The sequence below is a fragment of the Austwickia sp. TVS 96-490-7B genome, assembly GCF_019331795.1.
Taxonomy (GTDB): domain Bacteria; phylum Actinomycetota; class Actinomycetes; order Actinomycetales; family Dermatophilaceae; genus Austwickia.
In genome coordinates, this window is sequence record NZ_JAHPZL010000007.1 from 46,125 (window position 1) to 63,519 (window position 17,395).

The 17,395-nt window shown below is 63.7% G+C and carries 16 protein-coding genes and 1 riboswitch; of the genes, 9 read left to right on the top strand and 7 right to left on the bottom strand.

Going from position 1 to position 17,395, the window contains the following annotated elements:
• Positions 1-42 precede the first annotated feature (42 nt).
• Positions 43-2,109, top strand: a complete 2,067-nt coding sequence (locus KEM60_RS08365; RefSeq protein ID WP_370626333.1) for a M13 family metallopeptidase — start codon at positions 43-45, stop codon at positions 2,107-2,109.
• A gap of 55 nt (positions 2,110-2,164) precedes the next feature.
• Here the strand turns inward: KEM60_RS08365 and KEM60_RS08370 are convergent, their stop codons facing one another.
• Positions 2,165-2,638: a hypothetical protein gene (locus KEM60_RS08370; RefSeq protein ID WP_219107083.1), complete on the bottom strand. Its 474-nt coding sequence runs from the start codon at positions 2,636-2,638 to the stop codon at positions 2,165-2,167.
• Positions 2,639-2,825: 187 nt separating this feature from the next.
• Between KEM60_RS08370 and KEM60_RS08375 the strand changes: the two genes are divergently transcribed.
• Together KEM60_RS08375 and KEM60_RS08380 are read left to right on the top strand one after the other, a co-directional pair.
• Positions 2,826-3,227 (top strand): cold-shock protein, encoded by a 402-nt coding sequence (locus KEM60_RS08375; protein WP_219107084.1) that lies wholly within the window; start codon positions 2,826-2,828, stop codon positions 3,225-3,227.
• On the top strand, positions 3,227-3,973 hold the full coding sequence (locus KEM60_RS08380) for a DUF3027 domain-containing protein (RefSeq protein ID WP_219107085.1): 747 nt from the start codon (positions 3,227-3,229) through the stop codon (positions 3,971-3,973). The genes KEM60_RS08375 and KEM60_RS08380 overlap by 1 nt, the downstream gene beginning before the upstream one ends.
• A 52-nt stretch (positions 3,974-4,025) precedes the next feature.
• Here KEM60_RS08380 and KEM60_RS08385 read toward each other — a convergent pair whose 3' ends face one another.
• A complete protein-coding gene (locus KEM60_RS08385) occupies positions 4,026-4,268 on the bottom strand; it encodes a DUF2530 domain-containing protein (RefSeq protein ID WP_219107086.1) in 243 nt (80 codons plus the stop codon).
• A gap of 124 nt (positions 4,269-4,392) precedes the next feature.
• Between KEM60_RS08385 and KEM60_RS08390 the strand changes: the two genes are divergently transcribed.
• Both KEM60_RS08390 and KEM60_RS08395 read left to right on the top strand, forming a co-directional pair.
• Positions 4,393-5,877 carry an NCS2 family permease gene (locus tag KEM60_RS08390; protein WP_219107087.1) on the top strand — a complete coding sequence of 495 codons (1,485 nt, stop codon included), beginning with the start codon at positions 4,393-4,395 and terminating at the stop codon, positions 5,875-5,877.
• Between the two features lie 125 nt (positions 5,878-6,002).
• Positions 6,003-6,527: a MarR family winged helix-turn-helix transcriptional regulator gene (locus KEM60_RS08395; RefSeq protein WP_219107088.1), complete on the top strand. Its 525-nt coding sequence runs from the start codon at positions 6,003-6,005 to the stop codon at positions 6,525-6,527.
• A 33-nt stretch (positions 6,528-6,560) separates the two neighbouring features.
• Here KEM60_RS08395 and serC read toward each other — a convergent pair whose 3' ends face one another.
• Together serC and KEM60_RS08405 are read right to left on the bottom strand one after the other, a co-directional pair.
• Complete coding sequence (gene serC, locus KEM60_RS08400) at positions 6,561-7,706, bottom strand: phosphoserine transaminase (protein ID WP_219107089.1); 1,146 nt, start codon at positions 7,704-7,706, stop codon at positions 6,561-6,563.
• A gap of 63 nt (positions 7,707-7,769) precedes the next feature.
• On the bottom strand, positions 7,770-8,873 hold the full coding sequence (locus KEM60_RS08405) for a citrate synthase 2 (RefSeq protein ID WP_219107090.1): 1,104 nt from the start codon (positions 8,871-8,873) through the stop codon (positions 7,770-7,772).
• 643 nt (positions 8,874-9,516) lie between these two features.
• On the opposite strand from KEM60_RS08405, the gene KEM60_RS08410 reads away from it, so the two are divergent.
• Positions 9,517-10,212: a metal-dependent transcriptional regulator gene (locus tag KEM60_RS08410; RefSeq protein ID WP_219107091.1), complete on the top strand. Its 696-nt coding sequence runs from the start codon at positions 9,517-9,519 to the stop codon at positions 10,210-10,212.
• A 561-nt stretch (positions 10,213-10,773) separates the two neighbouring features.
• Positions 10,774-11,553, top strand: coding sequence for a C40 family peptidase (locus KEM60_RS08415; protein ID WP_219107092.1), 780 nt, complete (start codon positions 10,774-10,776; stop codon positions 11,551-11,553).
• A gap of 248 nt (positions 11,554-11,801) precedes the next feature.
• On the opposite strand, the gene KEM60_RS08420 is transcribed toward KEM60_RS08415, so the two are convergent.
• The 3 genes from KEM60_RS08420 to KEM60_RS08430 are packed head-to-tail and all read right to left on the bottom strand — an operon-like array spanning position 11,802 to position 13,179.
• Entirely contained in the window at positions 11,802-12,170 is a 369-nt protein-coding gene (locus KEM60_RS08420) for a CrcB family protein (protein ID WP_370626334.1), read from the bottom strand.
• Complete coding sequence (locus KEM60_RS08425; RefSeq protein ID WP_219107093.1) at positions 12,167-12,607, bottom strand: CrcB family protein; 441 nt, start codon at positions 12,605-12,607, stop codon at positions 12,167-12,169. The genes KEM60_RS08420 and KEM60_RS08425 overlap by 4 nt, the downstream gene beginning before the upstream one ends.
• Positions 12,608-12,642: 35 nt before the next feature.
• On the bottom strand, positions 12,643-13,179 hold the full coding sequence (locus KEM60_RS08430; protein ID WP_219107094.1) for a universal stress protein: 537 nt from the start codon (positions 13,177-13,179) through the stop codon (positions 12,643-12,645).
• Positions 13,180-13,224: 45 nt separating this feature from the next.
• Positions 13,225-13,307, bottom strand: a riboswitch (Fluoride riboswitch).
• A gap of 242 nt (positions 13,308-13,549) precedes the next feature.
• Here KEM60_RS08430 and KEM60_RS08435 point away from each other — a divergent pair.
• Both KEM60_RS08435 and KEM60_RS08440 read left to right on the top strand, forming a co-directional pair.
• Positions 13,550-14,737 (top strand): DNA repair exonuclease, encoded by a 1,188-nt coding sequence (locus KEM60_RS08435; protein ID WP_255574404.1) that lies wholly within the window; start codon positions 13,550-13,552, stop codon positions 14,735-14,737.
• Positions 14,734-17,385, top strand: a complete 2,652-nt coding sequence (locus tag KEM60_RS08440) for an AAA family ATPase (RefSeq protein WP_219107095.1) — start codon at positions 14,734-14,736, stop codon at positions 17,383-17,385. The genes KEM60_RS08435 and KEM60_RS08440 overlap by 4 nt, the downstream gene beginning before the upstream one ends.
• Positions 17,386-17,395 lie beyond the last annotated feature (10 nt).

Here is a 17,395-nt window from a genome sequence, read left to right on the forward strand (position 1 = left end):
GGATGTGCTGCTTCTATCGGTGTGGATCGGCAGGTTCATCAGATGTCCAAGAGAATCCCGTTTTTTCACTCAATCCGCGGGTTGCGGTGGGATGGAGGTGAAGTGCGCCGTAGCGTGGGCCACGTCGTCGACCTTGTTGAGGAGTTGCAGATGCGCTCGGGAATCGTCCCTGACCAGATGGATACCGCGGTACGGCCGCAGGATGACTTATACGGCTATGTCAATGGAGGTTGGCTCGCCGACGCGACGATCCCCCAGGACCGCAGCAGCTATGGCACCTTCGACATCCTGCGGGAACGCGCCGAATTCGACATGCGCGCCCTCCTGGAAGAGTCTGGGGACAGCGACGGGGCATCCCCTGCACCGGGGACCTTGGCACGTCGGTTGTACGCGGCTTTCCTCGACGAGCAACGGGCCGACCAGCTGGGCATCACCCCGATTGCCGACCTGCTCGCCCAGGCAGATCAGGTCGACGATGGTGCTGCCGCAATGGTCTTGCTGGGTCGGTTGCAGCGGTACGGCGTGGGGGGTCTGGTGGAGGCGTACGTCGACACTGACCGGGGCCAGCCAGACCGATATGTCACCTATTTGGAGCAGGCTGGGATAGGGCTACCTGATGAGTCCTTCTACCGGGAAGAGGAATACGCGCAGATCCGAGAGGCATACGTTGCCCACGTGACCCGGACCTTTGTCGTGGCGGGCATGTCGCAGGCTGCCGCCGAGGCCGATGCTGCCGCCGTGATGACTCTGGAGACGGCACTGGCTGCGGGACATTGGGACAACGTGGCCTGTCGGGACGTGGTGAAGTCCTACACCCTGACTGATCTGTCCGGCCTGGAGGAGCTTGCTGGTGCTGTCCCGTGGCGGGCCTGGCTTGATGCGCTGGGCGCGCCAGAATCGGCTGCCACAGCTCTAGTGACACGTCAGCCGTCAGCATTGCAAGCCTTGTCCGAGCAGATCAGTGCGGTGGCGGCACCGGTGTGGCGGGCCTGGGTGCGCTGGATGATCCTGCACGCCTACTCGCCGTACCTCACCCGAGAGCTGTCTGCGGAGAGTTTCGACTTCTATGGGCGGGTGCTGTCCGGCATCCCGGAGCAGCGGGACCGCTGGCGGCGAGGGGTGGCACTGGTCAACGACCTCGTCGGTGAAGATGCCGGACAGCTGTACGTCGCCCGACACTTCCCAGCACACGCGTCCGAACGGATGTCCGTCCTCGTCGATAACCTCATCGAGGCCTATCGCCGAGACATCCGCGACCTGGCGTGGATGACTCCAGACACCAGGGAACGAGCGTTGGCGAAGCTGGACTCGTTCACCGCAAAGATTGGGCATCCGCAACGGTGGCGTGACTACTCAGGCCTGAAATTTGATGCTGATGATCTGGTCGGCGCGGTCCAAGCAGCTCAGAACTTCGAAGCCGACCGGATGTGGGCCAAGCTTGATGGTCCCGTAGATCGGGACGAATGGTTCATGAACGCGCAGACCGTGAATGCCTACTACAACCCGGGGATGAACGAAATCGTCTTCCCGGCGGGGATCCTCCAGCCGCCATTCTTCGATGTGGACGCCGATGACGCCGTGAACTACGGGGCGATCGGTGCTGTCATCGGCCACGAAATCGGACATGGTTTTGATGACCAGGGCAGCAGGTACGACGGCCGCGGTGAGCTCGTTGACTGGTGGACCGCTGAGGATCGAGCGGCATTTGATGAGCGCGCGCAGGCGCTCATTGTTCAGTACGACGGTTTTCACCCGCGCAATCTGCCCGACGAGAAAGTCAACGGAGCCCTCACTGTCGGGGAAAACATCGGTGACCTGGGCGGAGTCACTATTGCGCACCTGGCCTACCGGATTTCATTAGCTGGCCACGAGGCGCCGGTGATCGACGGGCTGACTGGTGACCAACGATTCTTTGCAGGGTGGGCTCAGATCTGGCGGATAGTGTCACGCCCGGAGGAAGCCAAGCGCCGGTTGGCTCTGGACCCGCACTCGCCGGGGGAGTTCCGCGCGAACATCGTGCGTAACCTCACTGAGTTCCATGACGCCTTCGAGGTGCGGGAGGGTGATGAGTTGTGGCTGCCGGAGGATCGTCGGGTGCGGATCTGGTGAAAATGTGCTGATGAGTGAGGTCGGCCCTGCCGGGATGTTCTAGCAGGGCCGACGCTTACCAGCAGATGAATAGCAGGGCGATGATGATGGTCAGTGGTGCGAAGAAGTGCATGGGGATGAAGAAGAACGAATGCTGGTTGCGCAGCCTGGCTCTCAGTTGGCTGGTTTCGTGGGCGACCACCATGTTTGCTTGGTAGTAGGCCTCATCGAATGACTGCGGTGGCGCGTGTCCGGGGCCGAGGGTGAAGGCGCCGGCAGCCACTACCCCGTGGAGTTCTTCCGTGCGGGCTTGAGTGAACTGGTCTGTGCGCCTTCCGGGAAGGACGGTATTCAGATAGTGGCCTAGGAACCAACACGCAGTGCCGCCTAAGAGGGTGAGCAGGACCGCGAGCGTCCGGTAGGCCCACAATGACGAATGCGGATTGAGAATGAGGAACGTGAACGTCCCGCCAAGCACGAACACCGGGGCGAGAATCCCCCAACCACGCCAGATGATGATCACATCGCCATAAACTAGTTGATCGCTCATGCTTCTTGCCGGGGCTGTCCACGGATGAATCGATTCTGTTGTGCCCCATCTCACCTGGCCATCTGTCCCTGGATGCACAGTTCGTCGCTCGGCGTGGCAGCGCCGGTCCGGCGTACCCGATAGCCTGGTGAAGCCGGCCGCACGGGCGGACCGGCCGATGACGTCCGTGTGAAGGTAAGGTCCCACAGTGCCTACAGGCAAAGTGAAGTTCTTCGATGAGCAGAAGGGCTTCGGATTCGTCTCCTCCGACGAGGGGGGCGACGACGTGTTCGTGCCCGCGAAATCTCTCCCGCAGGGAGTGACCAGCCTCAAGGCCGGCACCAGGCTGGAGTACAGCATCGCCGCTGGTAAACGCGGCACGCAGGCGATGCAAGTCAAGGTGATCGGTCCGGCGCCGTCCGTCGCTGCCGCCGTGCATGCCAAGCACCGCAAGGCTGCTGAGGAGATGGCAGTCATCACCGAAGACCTGATCAAAATGCTCGACAAGATCGGCAACAGCTTCCGTCGCGGCCACTACCCCGACCGCAAAGAATCCGAGAAGGTTGCGGCGGTGTTGCGTGCCGTGGCCAGCCACCTGGATGGGGCCTGATGGCCAGCCGTGACGCGATTCTGGCCGGTGCCGTCGACCAGGCGCGGGACGCGGCAGTAGCTATCGCGGAGCCAGGGACTGTGGGCGACCACCTCGGCGTACGGATGGAAGCTGAGCGTCTAGCCACGCATTTGTTTGTGTGCACTGCTCCGGCCTATCGGGGCTGGACGTGGGCGGTCACTGTGGCACGGGTGCCGCGGTCTCGTCGGGTCACTGTGTGTGAGGCGCATCTGCTTCCCGGGCCTGATGCCTTGCTCTCCCCGGATTGGCTGCCTTATGCCCAACGGTTGCAGCCGGGCGATGTCGGTCCCGGGGATGTCCTGCCTTATCAAGCAGATGATGCCAACCTTGAGGTGGGTTTCGAAGCCACCGGCCAGGACGATGTCGACCAATTGGCCCTGACCGAGTTGGGCCTCGGTCGGGTCCGAGTGCTGTCCCCTGCTGGGCTAGAGGCGGCCGCGCAACGGTGGTACGACGGCAGTCATGGACCGAGTTCGGCGGATGCGTCGAAGGCACAAGCCCACTGCTCGTCATGTGGTTATTTCCTGCCCATGTCGGGGGCATTGCGTCGGCTTTTTGGGGTGTGTGCGCATGCGTGGTCGCCCAGTGATGGCACCGTGGTCAGCCTGGACCACGGATGCGGTGCCCATAGCGAAACCGATGTGGTGGCTGAGCCACCGGTGCCGGTCAGTGCGCCGTTGGTGGACGACCTCTGCTGGGAGAGTTTGGTCGAGGGGCGAGCCTGATCTGTCGTCGATGTCCTGGCGGTGACCAGATCGCCTACAGGGATATGGCGAGTCACACGCCGGAGGCGTTGCCGCGTCCGCGTCGGACGTAGACATATCCCAGCCCGCCTAGGACCAGCCCAGCCACGCAGCACCAAGGCCACCAGGAGCGTTCACCGGTGTGCAGGCTGGGGATGGTGAGGGTGACCAGCAGGGCTATCGCCCACCAGGCCAGCAGGGGAGCGAGTAACCAGGCGATAGGCCACCGTAGCGGCTCTGGGTCGGGCCGCCAGCGACGTGGGGATTTCCTGGTCACCTGTCCACCGTAGCGGTTGATGATCGAGCCTGTCCGATCCGTGATTCATCATGCTCGGGGCGGTTCGCCTCACCAGCCGAACGTATTCCATGACTCCGCCGACGACCCCCTACGCTGTGCAGTTATGTCACTCCCTGTCACGCCCACACCTGGGAAAACTCGACGTGCTCTTGACGAGTTTTTCCTGATCAGCCGCCGTGGATCCACGATCAGACAAGAGATTCGCGGTGGCGTTGCCACCTTCTTCACGATGGCGTACATCGTGGTGCTCAACCCGTTGATCATCGGCACGGTCAAAGACGGGACCGGGATGTATCTCGGTGGGGGGACAAGCCCCAATTTGGCGATGGTTTCTGCGGCGACGGCGTTGATCGCCGGGGTGATGACGGTCCTGATGGGCGTCGTCGCGAACTTCCCGATGGCGTTGGCGACCGGGCTGGGGCTCAACGCTTTCGTTGCTTTCAGCATCGCGGCGCTGCCCCGGATGACGTGGGCCGACGCGATGGGACTCGTGGTCCTAGAGGGTGTCATCATGCTGTGCCTGGTGCTCAGCGGCTTCCGTCGGGCAGTGTTCCGGTCGATTCCCGGTCAGTTGAAGACGGCGATCAGCGTCGGCATCGGCTTGTTCATCACGTTGATTGGCTTGTACGACGCGGGGATCGTCCGGAAGGCTCCGGCGACGCCGGTGCAGCTGGGGCCGGGTGGTTTCCTCGCGGGGTGGCCGAGCCTGGTCTTTGTGGTTGGACTGATGGCGATCATCGTCATGATGGTGCGGCAGGTGAAAGGTGCCATCCTTTACGGCATCGTCGGCGGAACCCTGTTTGCCATGACGGTGGAGGCGGTGGCCCATGTCGGTGGGCAGACTGATGAGTCTGGGAAGGTCGTCAAACCGACTGGATGGGGGCTGAACATCCCCAAGATTCCCGAGCACATCATCTCTACCCCGGACTTCGGGCTGCTCGGCCAGATCGATGTGTTCGGGTCGGTAGGCAAGATCGGCGTCGTGTCGGTAGCTCTGCTGGTGTTCACTCTGATCTTGGCTGACTTCTTCGACACGATGGGCACGATGGTCGCGATCGGATCAGAGGCGGGTTTGCTTGACGAGGAGGGCAACCCGTTAGGCACTGAACGGATTTTGGTCGTCGATGCGGCTGCTGCCATCGCTGGTGGGGCGGCAGGGGTGTCGAGCAATACGGCGTATATCGAGTCGGCATCTGGTGTCGGCGCTGGCGCTCGGACCGGTCTGGCTTCGGTGACCACGGGTGTCCTTTTCCTCGCAGCCACGTTCTTGGCGCCCTTGGTCGAGGTCATCCCCTATGAGGCGGCAACGCCCGCCTTGGTGATCGTGGGCTTCTTGATGATGCAGCAAGCCGGTGAGATCTCTTGGCGCGACCCGGAGATCGCGATCCCCGCGTTCTTGACGATCGTGTTGATGCCGTTCACGTACTCCATCACGGCAGGAATCGGTGCCGGGCTGGTCACTTACGTCGTGATCCAGGTGGTCACGAGGCGAGCCCGGCAGCTGCATCCGCTGATCTGGCTGATCGCGACACTGTTCGTCTGCTATTTCGCGATCGATCCGTTGCGGCAGCTCTTGGGAGCGTCCTGATCGCTGGGGGCGTCTGAAGTCTCGTAATCCGTTAAGGATGACTAACCAGTATGCTTGTCGCACATAAATTCCCATGGCCTGATGTCAGGGCTTGGGGTGTGATGTGCTGCTGGCAAGGGGAGATCATGGGACGCTCGGGCGGTGACAGTCGCGATCTGAAGGTCGATGTCACCGCCCATGCAGCGCCGGAGCACTCTGAGGACGATGTGCTCGATGACAAACCCCGAGACCTCGACGACCTGGCCCGTCAGGGACTTGAGCTGCGCCTGGCCTGTCAGCTCATTGCCCGCCGAATCCGTTATGAATCGACCCCGGATCTCATTGCTCCTCACCAGTTCGCTGCCCTGGCCAGGCTGGAGGACGGCGAAAAAGCTCCGGGTGAGATCGCCGAACTTGAACGGGTCAGCCCGCCGAGCATGACCCGCACTGTCACCAAACTTGTGGAGGACGGCTACGCCCGCCGTACCCGCCATCCCACCGATGGCCGGGTCGTGCTGATCGGACTGACGGACGCTGGCCGAGCATTGCTTGAGGAGACTCGACACCGCAGAGACCTGTGGATGACTTCCAGGTTGGGGAAACTCAGCCCTGACGAGATCGCGCTGGTACCTGATGTGGCTCGCATCCTCACCCGCGTCGCCGCATGGTGATCGGTGCGGTGACGGTGGTCCTGCCCGTCAGGATCAGCGACGGCGAGAAGATGCGGTGTGTGACGCCGAGACGACATGGTCAATGCACCTGGTCAGTGCGCTGACATCGTCCGGTTCGATGGAGGGAAACAAGGCCACCCGCAGTTGATTGCGGCCGAGTTTGCGATAGGGCTCGACATCGACGACTCCATTGGCCCGTAAGGCCGCCGCGACCCATGGGGCATCCACGGCTTCGTCCAGATCGATGGTCGCCACAACGTGGCTGCGCCATGCTGGTTCGGCCACGAAACACTGTGCGTAGGGCGTCGCGGCCACCCAGTCATAGAGGCGGGTTGCGCTCTCGGTGGTACGTCGGGTGGCCCAGTCCATACCGCCGTGATGGAGGAGCCAGCGGACTTGGCTTTGCATCAACACCAAGGTTGTCAAGGCTGGGGTGTTGAGAGTTTGGTTGCGACGTGATGACGCGATCGCCGTGGATAGTCGTAGCGTCGCTGGGATCCATCGGCCGGTCGCTTCGATGTGATCGACCCGCTTGATGGCTCGCGGAGATAAGAACGCCCACCATAGGCCGCCGTCAGAGCCGAGGCATTTTTGGGGCGCGAAGTAATACACATCGGTCTGGCTGACATCAACGGGTAGACCTGCGGCAGCGCTGGTGGCATCGACGAGGGTGAGGGTGTCCTCGCTGGTTCCTGGGGGGCGCAGCACGGGGGCCATCGCTCCGGTGGAGGTCTCGTTGTGCGGCCAGGCCAGCACGTCCACGTCAGGGTCTGCTTCGGGAAGGGACACCGATCCGGCTGGCGCCCGTCGGATCTGGGGTGTCTCCAGGAATGGGGCTTGCTCGGTCACCTCGGCGAACTTCGCGGAGAACTCCCCAAAGACACAGTGTTGGGCGCGTCGACGGATCAGGGAGAACGCTGCCATATCCCAGAAGGAGGTGGTCCCGCCGTTACCCAGCACCACCAGGTAGTCCTCGGGTAGTTCAAACAATGTGGCCAGGTCCGCCCGCAACCCACCGACCAGCTCGGTGACCGGAGGTTGCCGGTGGGAGGTGCCCAGCACCTGACTGGCCATCAGATCGGTGAGCTGCGCGGGACGAATCAGGCTGGGGCCACACCCAAAGCGGCCGTCGCGGGGGAGCAGCGGGGCGGGGATGGTGGGCAGGGATACAGCGGTCACCGGGTCATCATCGCCCAGGACCGCTCCGCTGTCAGGGGGTGTGTCGTGGCAAGGCGGCTGATGTCATCGGGCTCGTGGTGGGGGGATGTCCTCCCAGCCGGGCACTTCCGTTGCCGGTCGGGCTGGTTCACCGACGTACGTCGCGACCGGTCGGATGGGTCGACCGAGAAGTTTCTGTTCCAGGATGTGGGCTGACCAGCCGGCGGATCGAGCGCAGATAAACATGGGAGTGAACAGTCGTGGTGGGACGTCGGCGCCATGGAAAAGGACCGCGGCCCAGAACTCCATGTTGACGCCAATGGGTTGGTCAGGTCGGCGCTCGGCGAGGGCGTTGAGCGCGGCAGTTTCCACGGCTTCGGCGATTTCGCAGAGCGGTGCGTCGAGCCGCCAGGCGAGGTCCCGGACTGCGCGGACCCGGGGGTCTTCGCCTCGATAAATGCGGTGCCCGAAGCCCATGAGTCGTACGCCGCGTTCCAGCAGTCCCCGGACGTAGGCGTCGGCATCATCTTGCAGCGCTGCTTCTTGGATCATTTTGAGCGCTCGGGAGGGTGCGCCGCCGTGCAACGGGCCGGAAATCGCGCCCACGGCCCCAGAGAGGCACGCTGCGACATCGGCGCCGGTGGATGCGATGACTCTGGCAGTCAGGGTGGAAGCGTTCATGCCGTGTTCAGCCGCCACGGTGAAATATCCGTCGAGAGCTGCCACATGGGCCGGGTCGGGATCCCCGCGCCAGCGGGTCATGAATCGACCCACCACAGTCTCGGCGGTGTCGATCTCACGTTCGGGTACGACGGGCAGGTCAGCACCTCGTGCCGATTGCGCGATGAACGACATGGCCATGGTGGCGGCGCGGGCGAGTTGCTCACGTGCGGTGACGGAGTCAATGTCGTGCAGCGGCCGAAAACCCCACACTGGTGCGAGCTGAGCGAGCGCGCTTTGTACGTCGACGCGGACGTCGCCGGTGCGCACCGGGAGGGGGAATCGTTCGGCGGGGGGCAGGCCGGAGCCGAAGCGACCGTCGACGAGGAGCCCCCAGACCTCGCCGAAGGTGACGTTGGCGACCAGTTCGTCGACATCGACGCCGCGGAAGCGGAGTCGACCGGAATCATGGTCGGCCTCGGCGATGGCCGTGGTCAGCCGGTCGGGAGTTTCGGGCGCTGAGGGCATGAAAGTCATTGTCGCGCAGAGTTGCTGCAGCTTCTTCCTGGGGTGTCCGCGTTGAGGGTCTCCGGAGCTCTCTCGAGATGTCATCCCGTGAGGAGGGCTGCGACGTCACGATTGCGGCGTGGTGTCTGGGCAAGCGTGGTGACGGGGGAAGCCGTCGGGAACAGGCGAAGGGCCGAGACGAGTGAACGTCTCGGCCCTTCGCGACCGACGTGGAGGTCGGTCGGCGCTGACTGCCAGGGGGTGCGTCAGCGCGTGCCACCGACGAGTGTGACCTAGCTCGGGGGTCCTAGGCCACACCCGTCTGGTGTGCTTGAAGAATAAAGCGTGAGCTGAAGCGGATTCAAGTCTTTGCCCAAATATGGCGTGTCTCTTGCATGGTGAATTCTTGTGCACCGGAGACTCGTCCGAAATGGCGGTTTCCTTGGGCGGCTGAAGGGTTCCCCAGAGGCCTGAGGGGAGTGGACGCCACACTGACTCCTGATGCCGCTGAGATGGGATCAAACAGGCGAGGCGGGAAGAGATCCATGGGGTCGTGATGTTCTTCTCTTCATACGCAGCGAAGCCGGAGTACTTTTCCCCGGACGAGGTGTGTTCGTCCTCACCCGTCGTGACCGAGAGCACGTCCACCTGAGAGAATGTCACTGTGACCGAACTGATCGACACCACGGAGATGTACCTGCGGATCATCTTCGAACTTGAGGAGGAAGGGACGCCGGTGCTGCGTGCCCGCATCGTGGAGAGGATCGGTCACTCCGGCCCCACGGTGTCCCAGACTGTCGGGCGGATGGAGCGCGATGGTCTCCTCACCGTCCAGCCTGACCGAAGCCTGCTGCTGTCCCAGGAGGGGCGACTGCGAGCGACGCGGGTGATGCGCAAGCATCGCATCGCCGAGCGACTGCTCGCTGATGTCATTGGACTGGAATATGAGTTCGTCCATGCGGAGGCCTGTCGCTGGGAGCACGTGATGAGCGAACGAGTGGAGCAAAAGATCCTGGCGTTGCTCGAGGAGCGAACGCATAGCCCATACGGGAATCCGATTCCGGGGTTGGAAGAGCTTGGTGTCCGTCCGGGGCGCGGAAAGAACGCACGCCTGATGCGCCTGATCGACCTGGACCTCGCGCAGCCACGGCAGGTGGAGATCCGCAAGATCGGCGAGTTCGTGCAGGACGACACCGAGGTTCTCGCGCTATTGGGGGCGGCGGGGGTGACGGCTGGGACGGTCGTTGAGGTGCTGCGCGACGAAGGCGGATGGCGGATTGGTGCCGAAGAAGCTGCGGTGGTGGATGCTGACGTGGCGGCGCAGCTGTGGGTGGTCGAGGCCACATCCGTTGGTCGGTAAGCAGACGGGCGCTAGCCCGGGTCTGAACGGGGGCACGCGGTCGGGGTGACCCCATGGGACGAAGCGGGGCGCTGAGGGTGGCTCCTGGGGTGTGTCGACACCTCGGGAGCCACCCTTTGGCATTCCGGTCTCAGGTGGGCGCTGAGTGTGCCGATGGGAGGGGGACGAGCGTCTTGATGATCTGTCCAAGGTCTCGCCAAGGTCACGCTTGTGACGCAGTTCACACTTGCGAACTCACCGTTACTGAGCTGGGAAAAAGCAGTCAGTTCGATGAGAAGTGTGACCACACCTTGTACTTTCTGTGATCTGAGCGTGACATCGCAGCCACTCGTGCCGTAATTTCAGGTCGTCACCCACCCCTGGGGTGGCTCCAGACGCGGATCGCCACATCCTGCCAGCCGCAGACGGATCAGCATGGCAATCACGGTCGGCAGGAGTGAGTGAGCCCTCGGGCTCCGCGTAAGACACGTTCCACCTGATCGCGGTCCTTCGTCGCGGTCGTCCCGGAGTTCCGGGCGGATCGAGTCTTGCAGCGCAGGCGGCCGGAGAGGTCATTCATCCGTGTCGAATCGCACTGTTGGGCGCCATCGAGCCCCGGGATCAAGTAATCCTGTCGCTTCTTTGTCCTCGGCTGTTGTTCGTGGCGCTCGCCCTGCTGTGGCCGCCACCGCGACTGTCGCTGCCACTGGCGGTATCGCCATTGTCGGCCTCACGGGCACGGCGAACGCCGCCCAGGCCGCCCCGAACGCCCCCACGGCCGAAGCCGTGGTTCTCTCCGGTGACACCAGCGCGAGCGTCTCCTACGGCGCCCCGGTGATGGCTACTGACGAAGACCACGCGCAGGTCGAGAAGGACGCCAAGACCACGTCGTTCACCGCGGTCACTCTTTCTAACCGCGCCAAGCCCGCTCCGCAGGCTGACGAAGAGGCTCCTAGCCGCTCTGGTGGTGCTATCGACACCATCGGTGGCAACTACAACCAGGCTCCGGCCAGCAAGGGCCGCAACATTCCCGCGACCGGTGGCGTGCTCGGTATCGCTGCCAGCCTGAGCGGTATTCCGTACGTCTGGGGTGGCACCAGCACCGCTGGTTTCGACTGCTCCGGGTATGTCCAGTATGTGTTCCGCCAGGCTGGCATCAGCCTCCCGCGGACCTCCGGTCAGATGCGTGCATCGACCACATACATCTCCAACCCCCAACCGGGTGACCTGGTCTTCTTCGGTGACTGGCACGTTGGCATCTACGCTGGCAACGGCATGATGTATGACGCACCCACCGCTGGTCAGACCACTGGTCTGCACAAGATTTGGTCCAGCGGAGTCTCCTACGGGCGAGTTGGCTGACCTCACGCTTGACCCTTGAGCGGGGCGAGGATATCACTCCTCGTGTGGTCGGCGGCCTTTACGACATGTCGTAGGGGCCGCCGCTGCTCGCAGGTGCGCCGGTGCGCAGTGCATGTGTCTGCCCTCCATAGTCACCACGCCAGCATTCCGATGTGAATCTCACATCTGTCGATGCTGCTCCGCCTTGCACTCGACTGCCGAGGAAACTCAGGGGTTCCTCGGCAGTTCGTCATGCCCCAAAATGGGAACTACATGACCACTGCCCACCCTGCCGCGGCTGCCGCGATGCTGCACAGCAGCATTGACACCGTCAGGACCAGCGCAGTGAGTGGCCTCGTGGCCCGCCATAACCGCACTGCCTCAACGGAAGCTGTGCTGAAAGTGGTAAAACCCCCGAGAAAACCGGTACCCACTACAGTTTTCAGCTCAATCTGACCCGGTGCCCACCGAACGACCACGGCGGTGAGTATGGCCAGCAGGAACGATCCGGTGATGTTGATCAGCAACGTCCCTATCGGGTAGGGGCGCCGGTGTCGGGCTGCGATTTCACTGTCGACGATGAAGCGCACCACCGCGCCAGCGCCCCCAGCGAGAGGCGCCAAGATTCCGGTGATCACGACGCCCGCACCCCGTATCTGTCGTACAGACGATCCACACACCACATCCCCACCGCAGCTGCGGCCACGCCGGTCGCCACGCTCACCACGTCGTAAATCATGGCGAGCTGCCACCGACCTGTCGCACCGAGCGAGATCGTTTCCACCACAAATGTGCTGTACGTCGTCAACCCGCCGAGGACTCCAGTGCCTCCACCCAACCGGACCATCCTGCGACGGCCTTGATCCGGTCCGGAACGGGCCAACCACTGCAGCAATACTCCTAATGCGGCGGCACCAGACATATTGATCAGCCACGTGGTGACCGGAAAACTCCCGACGGGGGAGGGGTACGCCGTCGACAGCCATGCCCGCCCTGCTGTCCCCACAGCGCCTCCCAGGAACACCACTCCCAGCAGGACGGGATCCCGGTGAGCGGGCTTGGCCGCCCCTCTCATGTCACCAGCCGATCCGTCACCAGCCGATCCTTTGATCACCCCCATGGCGCTTCGCCGTGCCAGTCGACCACATGCCCAGGAACCACCACCACTGGCCGGTGCTGGTGATGTGACAACCGCGCCGCTAGCGACCCTTCCAGGAAATCCCGAGCGGAGGACCAACGACCAGCGGAGCGTGAACCCACCACGATCGCCCCCGCTCCCACCGCCCGAGCCAGATGAGTCAAGGCCCGGTCGGCTCGTCCCGCCAAAAAACGCCACTGCCAAGCCACCTCCGACTCCGCCAGTGCGGCGTGGACCTGCGCCTTCACGGCGGTCTCACGGGCCATCCATGAGTCATCCACCCCATCAACGGCGACCGGTGCGTGTTCAACCCGCCCATCAGGATGTTCCGTCATGACCATCCGAGTCGGATCGACATACGCACACACCAACGACCCACTCATCGCTTCGGCCCAGGTCGCTGCGGTCAGGACCACGAGGGGCGCCTGACCTGGGACGACACCGACAACTAACGGATGACCTGCGACGGGTTCGATCCGGTCGAGCCCTGGCTGCGGGGGAGAAGCCATTGTGTGCTCCGTCCTCGAGGCGTGCCAACCTGCCCGCCTCGCTTGAGGGGTGCAGGAACCATCAGCCACCGAGGCGGTTCGAGCATCACGATCGCCATGCTCGGGCGGGATCCATCGCCACTGATCACCTTAGCCACCCTGCTGATGAGCCGTCCACGGCAGGGTCCGATATAGCTCAGCACGCTTGGGGCACAAGAAATCACCGCATCATCACGGTAAAAAAGCACGACATCGTGATGTATGGGGCGTGTTACAACGGCAGAGGCCACCGTGACCGCTACTCTCACCAGCAGACAACCGTTCAGCGACACCTCAGGTCGCCGAGCAGCGAGCGGTCCGAGACTACGGTCCGGACGCGGAAGGGATCGCCATGAGCATGGCGAACACGACGGTCCGATTCCTGCATACCAGTGACTGGCAACTCGGGATGACCCGACATTTCCTCGAAGGCGAAGCCCAAGGCCGCTACGGTCAGGCCCGCCTGGACGCAGTCAGAGCCATCGCTGACCTCGCCCGGGAACGCCACTGCGACTTCATTGTCGTCGCCGGTGATGTATTCGACTCCAACCTGGTCTCCTCCCAAGTGGTACGGCGTGCTTTCGACGCTCTCACCGAGATCGACGTCCCGGTCTACCTTCTCCCTGGCAACCATGACGCTCTCAACGCAGCGTCGGTCTACCGCAACGATGTCTTCCGCGCCGAATGTCCCTGTCACGTGCACGTCTTAGATCAGCCAAGAGCATGGCCGGTCGCGCCCGGCGTGGAGATCATCGCGGCCCCACTCACCTCCAACAGCCCTATCGCAGACCCGACAGATGCCGTCCTGAGCGATCTGCCTGCCGACGGTACTCGACGGATCCTCCTAGCCCACGGTCAAATCGACCAGATCGACCCCGATGCTCGATCAGTCAGCGCGATTCGACTAGCGCCCCTGGAAGCCGCCCTCCGCGAAGGGCGGCTCCACTATGTCGCCTTAGGTGATCGCCACTCCCGGTTGTCCGTGGGCCACACCGGCGCAGTGCACTACAGCGGCACTCCCGAAGTGACCTCCTTCCGCGAAGAATTCCCCGGCGATGTCCTCATCGTCGAACTTCCGCCTGACCGCCCAGCCCACGTCGACGCCGTCCACATCGGCCGGTGGCATTTCGTCACCCTCGAAGCTGACGTATCCACCGCCGCTGACGTCACCGACCTAGACCGACGACTCGGCGAACTCCCCGACCCTGAGCGCACCGTCGTCAACCACATCCTCACCGGCACGTTATCCCTGAGCGACCATGCCGCCCTCGAGGAGATCCTCGAGAGACACACTGATCGGCTCGCTTCTTGCCGCGCGTGGCAACGCCACACCCGCATCGCCGTCCATGTCGACGGCGCCGAACTCAGCGATCTCGGTGTCGGCGGGTACGTCGCCGATGCCGCGGCCGATCTGGCCGCCCGCGCCGCCCGCGACACCGACCGCAACCTGCCCACCGGCACGACGTCAGACAGTGAGGCACCCACCGCGACCGACGCGCTCGCCTTGCTCTACCGACTCGTCACAGTAGGTGCACGATGAGGATCCACCGCCTGAACGTCACCCACTTCCGCGGTATCGACACCCAGGAGGTCGTCTTCCCCGACCAAGGGGTCCTCGTGCTGCAGGGCGCCAATGAAGTCGGCAAATCCTCCCTCGTCGATGCCCTCGACATGCTCATCGATCACAAGGACGACACCACCCGACGTCACGTCAAAGCAGTCCGCCCGATCGGACGTGATGTCGCCACCACTGTCGCCGCCGACATCACTGCCGGGCCTTACCGATTCAGCTACCGCAAACGCTGGTTTAAACAACCCGCCACCGAACTCGACATCACCTCCCCCCGCACCGAACACCTCACCGGCGTTGAAGCCCACGAACGAGTCCGAGAAATCCTCACCGAAAACACTGACATGGCGCTGTGGGGCGCTCTGCGATTGCTGCAAGCCACCGCACTAGACCAGGTGGCACTCGCAGACAGCACTGCGCTCGCAGCAGCGTTAGACACCGCCGCTGGGACGACCGCTGCTGCTGCCGGTGGGGACGGCGACACCATCATGGCTGCCGCTGAGGAGGAGCTGCGTCGGTACTACACCCCGGGTCGTAAAGAGACGGGGGAATTACGCGACGCTCTGGCCTCGCTGGCTCAGGCTGAAGAAGCTGCCGCTCAAGCTGACCGGGAGGTGCGCGAGGTCGAGGACGACGTACGTCGTCATGAAGCGCTGTCCACGGAACTCAACGTGGCACGCACCCGGTGGGGCACGGCGCAGGAGCAACTCCGGGAGATCACGGCACAGTGGTCACTGGTCGAAGATGTCCAGGGCCGACGAGCTGCCGCAGCCACCCACGCCGAAGCAGCAGCCCGGGAGGCGGCGTACGCCCAAGACCGGCGCCGAGAACGCCACGACCTGATCGCCGAGGAGGAACGACACACCGGTGACCTAGAACGAGCCGTGGCCCTTGCCGAAGAACGACGGGTGGCTTTGCATCCGTTGGAACGTCGCCGCGATGACCTTGAAACGGCTCATCAGGATGCCCAAGCGCAGGTCGAACGGCTCGCGCGGGATGTGGAATCGGTGGAAAACGCCGAGGAACGAGCTCGTGCTGAACGTCTTGTCGAGTCTGCACAGACCCGGCGTCAGGCGGTCACAGCCGCTGATCAACGCCGTCAGGAAGCAGCCGCTGCCGTCGCGGAACTCCCTGAGGTCGATGACAGGATTGTTCGGAGCTTGGAAAAAGCCGCTACCGCCGTTGAAGTCGCTCAGGCGCGCAGCGATGCCCAAAGCGCCCAGGTTGTCCTCGAAGGGCTGGGCGATGCTGAGGACATCCTCGTCGACGGGCAGCCACTGCAGCTGCACGCGGGGGAACATCAGGCTTACCCAGTGGATGCACCCTTCGACGTGGAGATCCCCGGTCGGGTGCGGTTGAGGCTACGTCCGGCGGCAGGGCATCGGGAACGCTCCGACGACGTATCCGCCGCTCGTAGCGAATTGGCCGGGATGTTAAGGCAGTTCGGGGTCGACGATGTTGAAGCGGCCAGGCATTTAGCTGATCGACGGCGCGATGCTCAGGCTGTGCTCGCGCACGCAGAAGATCGGCTTGTGGGGCTACTAGGCGAGGACACCCCACAGGACGTCGAGGACGCGGTGACCGCCGCCCGAGCCGCCGTAGACCGGCTCCGTCCCGCCGCCCACCAGCCGACCCTCGTCCTAGATCGCGATCTGACTCAACTGCGAGCTGATCTGCGCGCGGCCCGTGATCAGGCCGCCGAACTCGCGGCAGCACTCGCCGGAGCTGACCGTGCGGTCACGGCGGCCCGCGAAGAGCAAGCAGTGGCAGCTGCTCAGGTCGAGGGGCTGCGAGGGGTGTTGCTGTCGGTGCGGGAAAGGCTGTCTCGGCATCGGGCACAACTCGCCGATGATCAGGTTGACCTGGTTGCTGCGCAGGCCACGGTGCAAGCTGACTCGGCTGTTGCGGCATTGCAGGAGGTTGACGGGCAACTTGCGGAGTTGGACGCGACCGGTTTGGGGCAACGTCGGGAGTCGGCGATGCAGGCGGAGCGGGCTAGCGCCGAACGGGTCGACCGGCTTCGGGAGGACCAGATTGGGGTGTCGGCACGGTTGGAGCAGTCCGGTCGTCAGGGTCGATACGATGCGCAGGCCACCGCCCAAGCAGATCTGGAGCATGCTCAGGACCGGGCGGCAGCTGTCCGCCGTCGGGCGGCAGCGGCCCGCATGCTGTGTGACACGTTGGAGGCTCGCCGGACTCAAGCACGGGCGGCGTACATCGAGCCATTTTCGGCAGCGTTACGTCGCTTCGGGACCGTCGTCTATGGCGCTGACATGGATGTCGAAGTTGATGACAGGCTCGCGGTCACGGCCCGTTTCCTCGGGGGACGGCGGGTGCCCTATGAGTCGTTGTCCACCGGAGCGCGAGAGCAGCTGGCCATCCTGACTCGCTTGGCTGCCGCGACCTTAGTGGACCCAGAACACGGGGTCCCCGTCGTCATTGATGATGCACTGGGATGGTCTGACCCTGAGCGGCAACGACGTATGGTCGCCGCTTTTGGGATGCTCTCTGAGCGGGTGCAAGTGGTCTTGTTGACCTGTGAGCCGGGCCGGTACGACGGGGTCCCTGGAGCGCATCACCGTACTTGGGATGAGTTGCACGCAGCGTTGCGCAGCTGACCGGGACCGG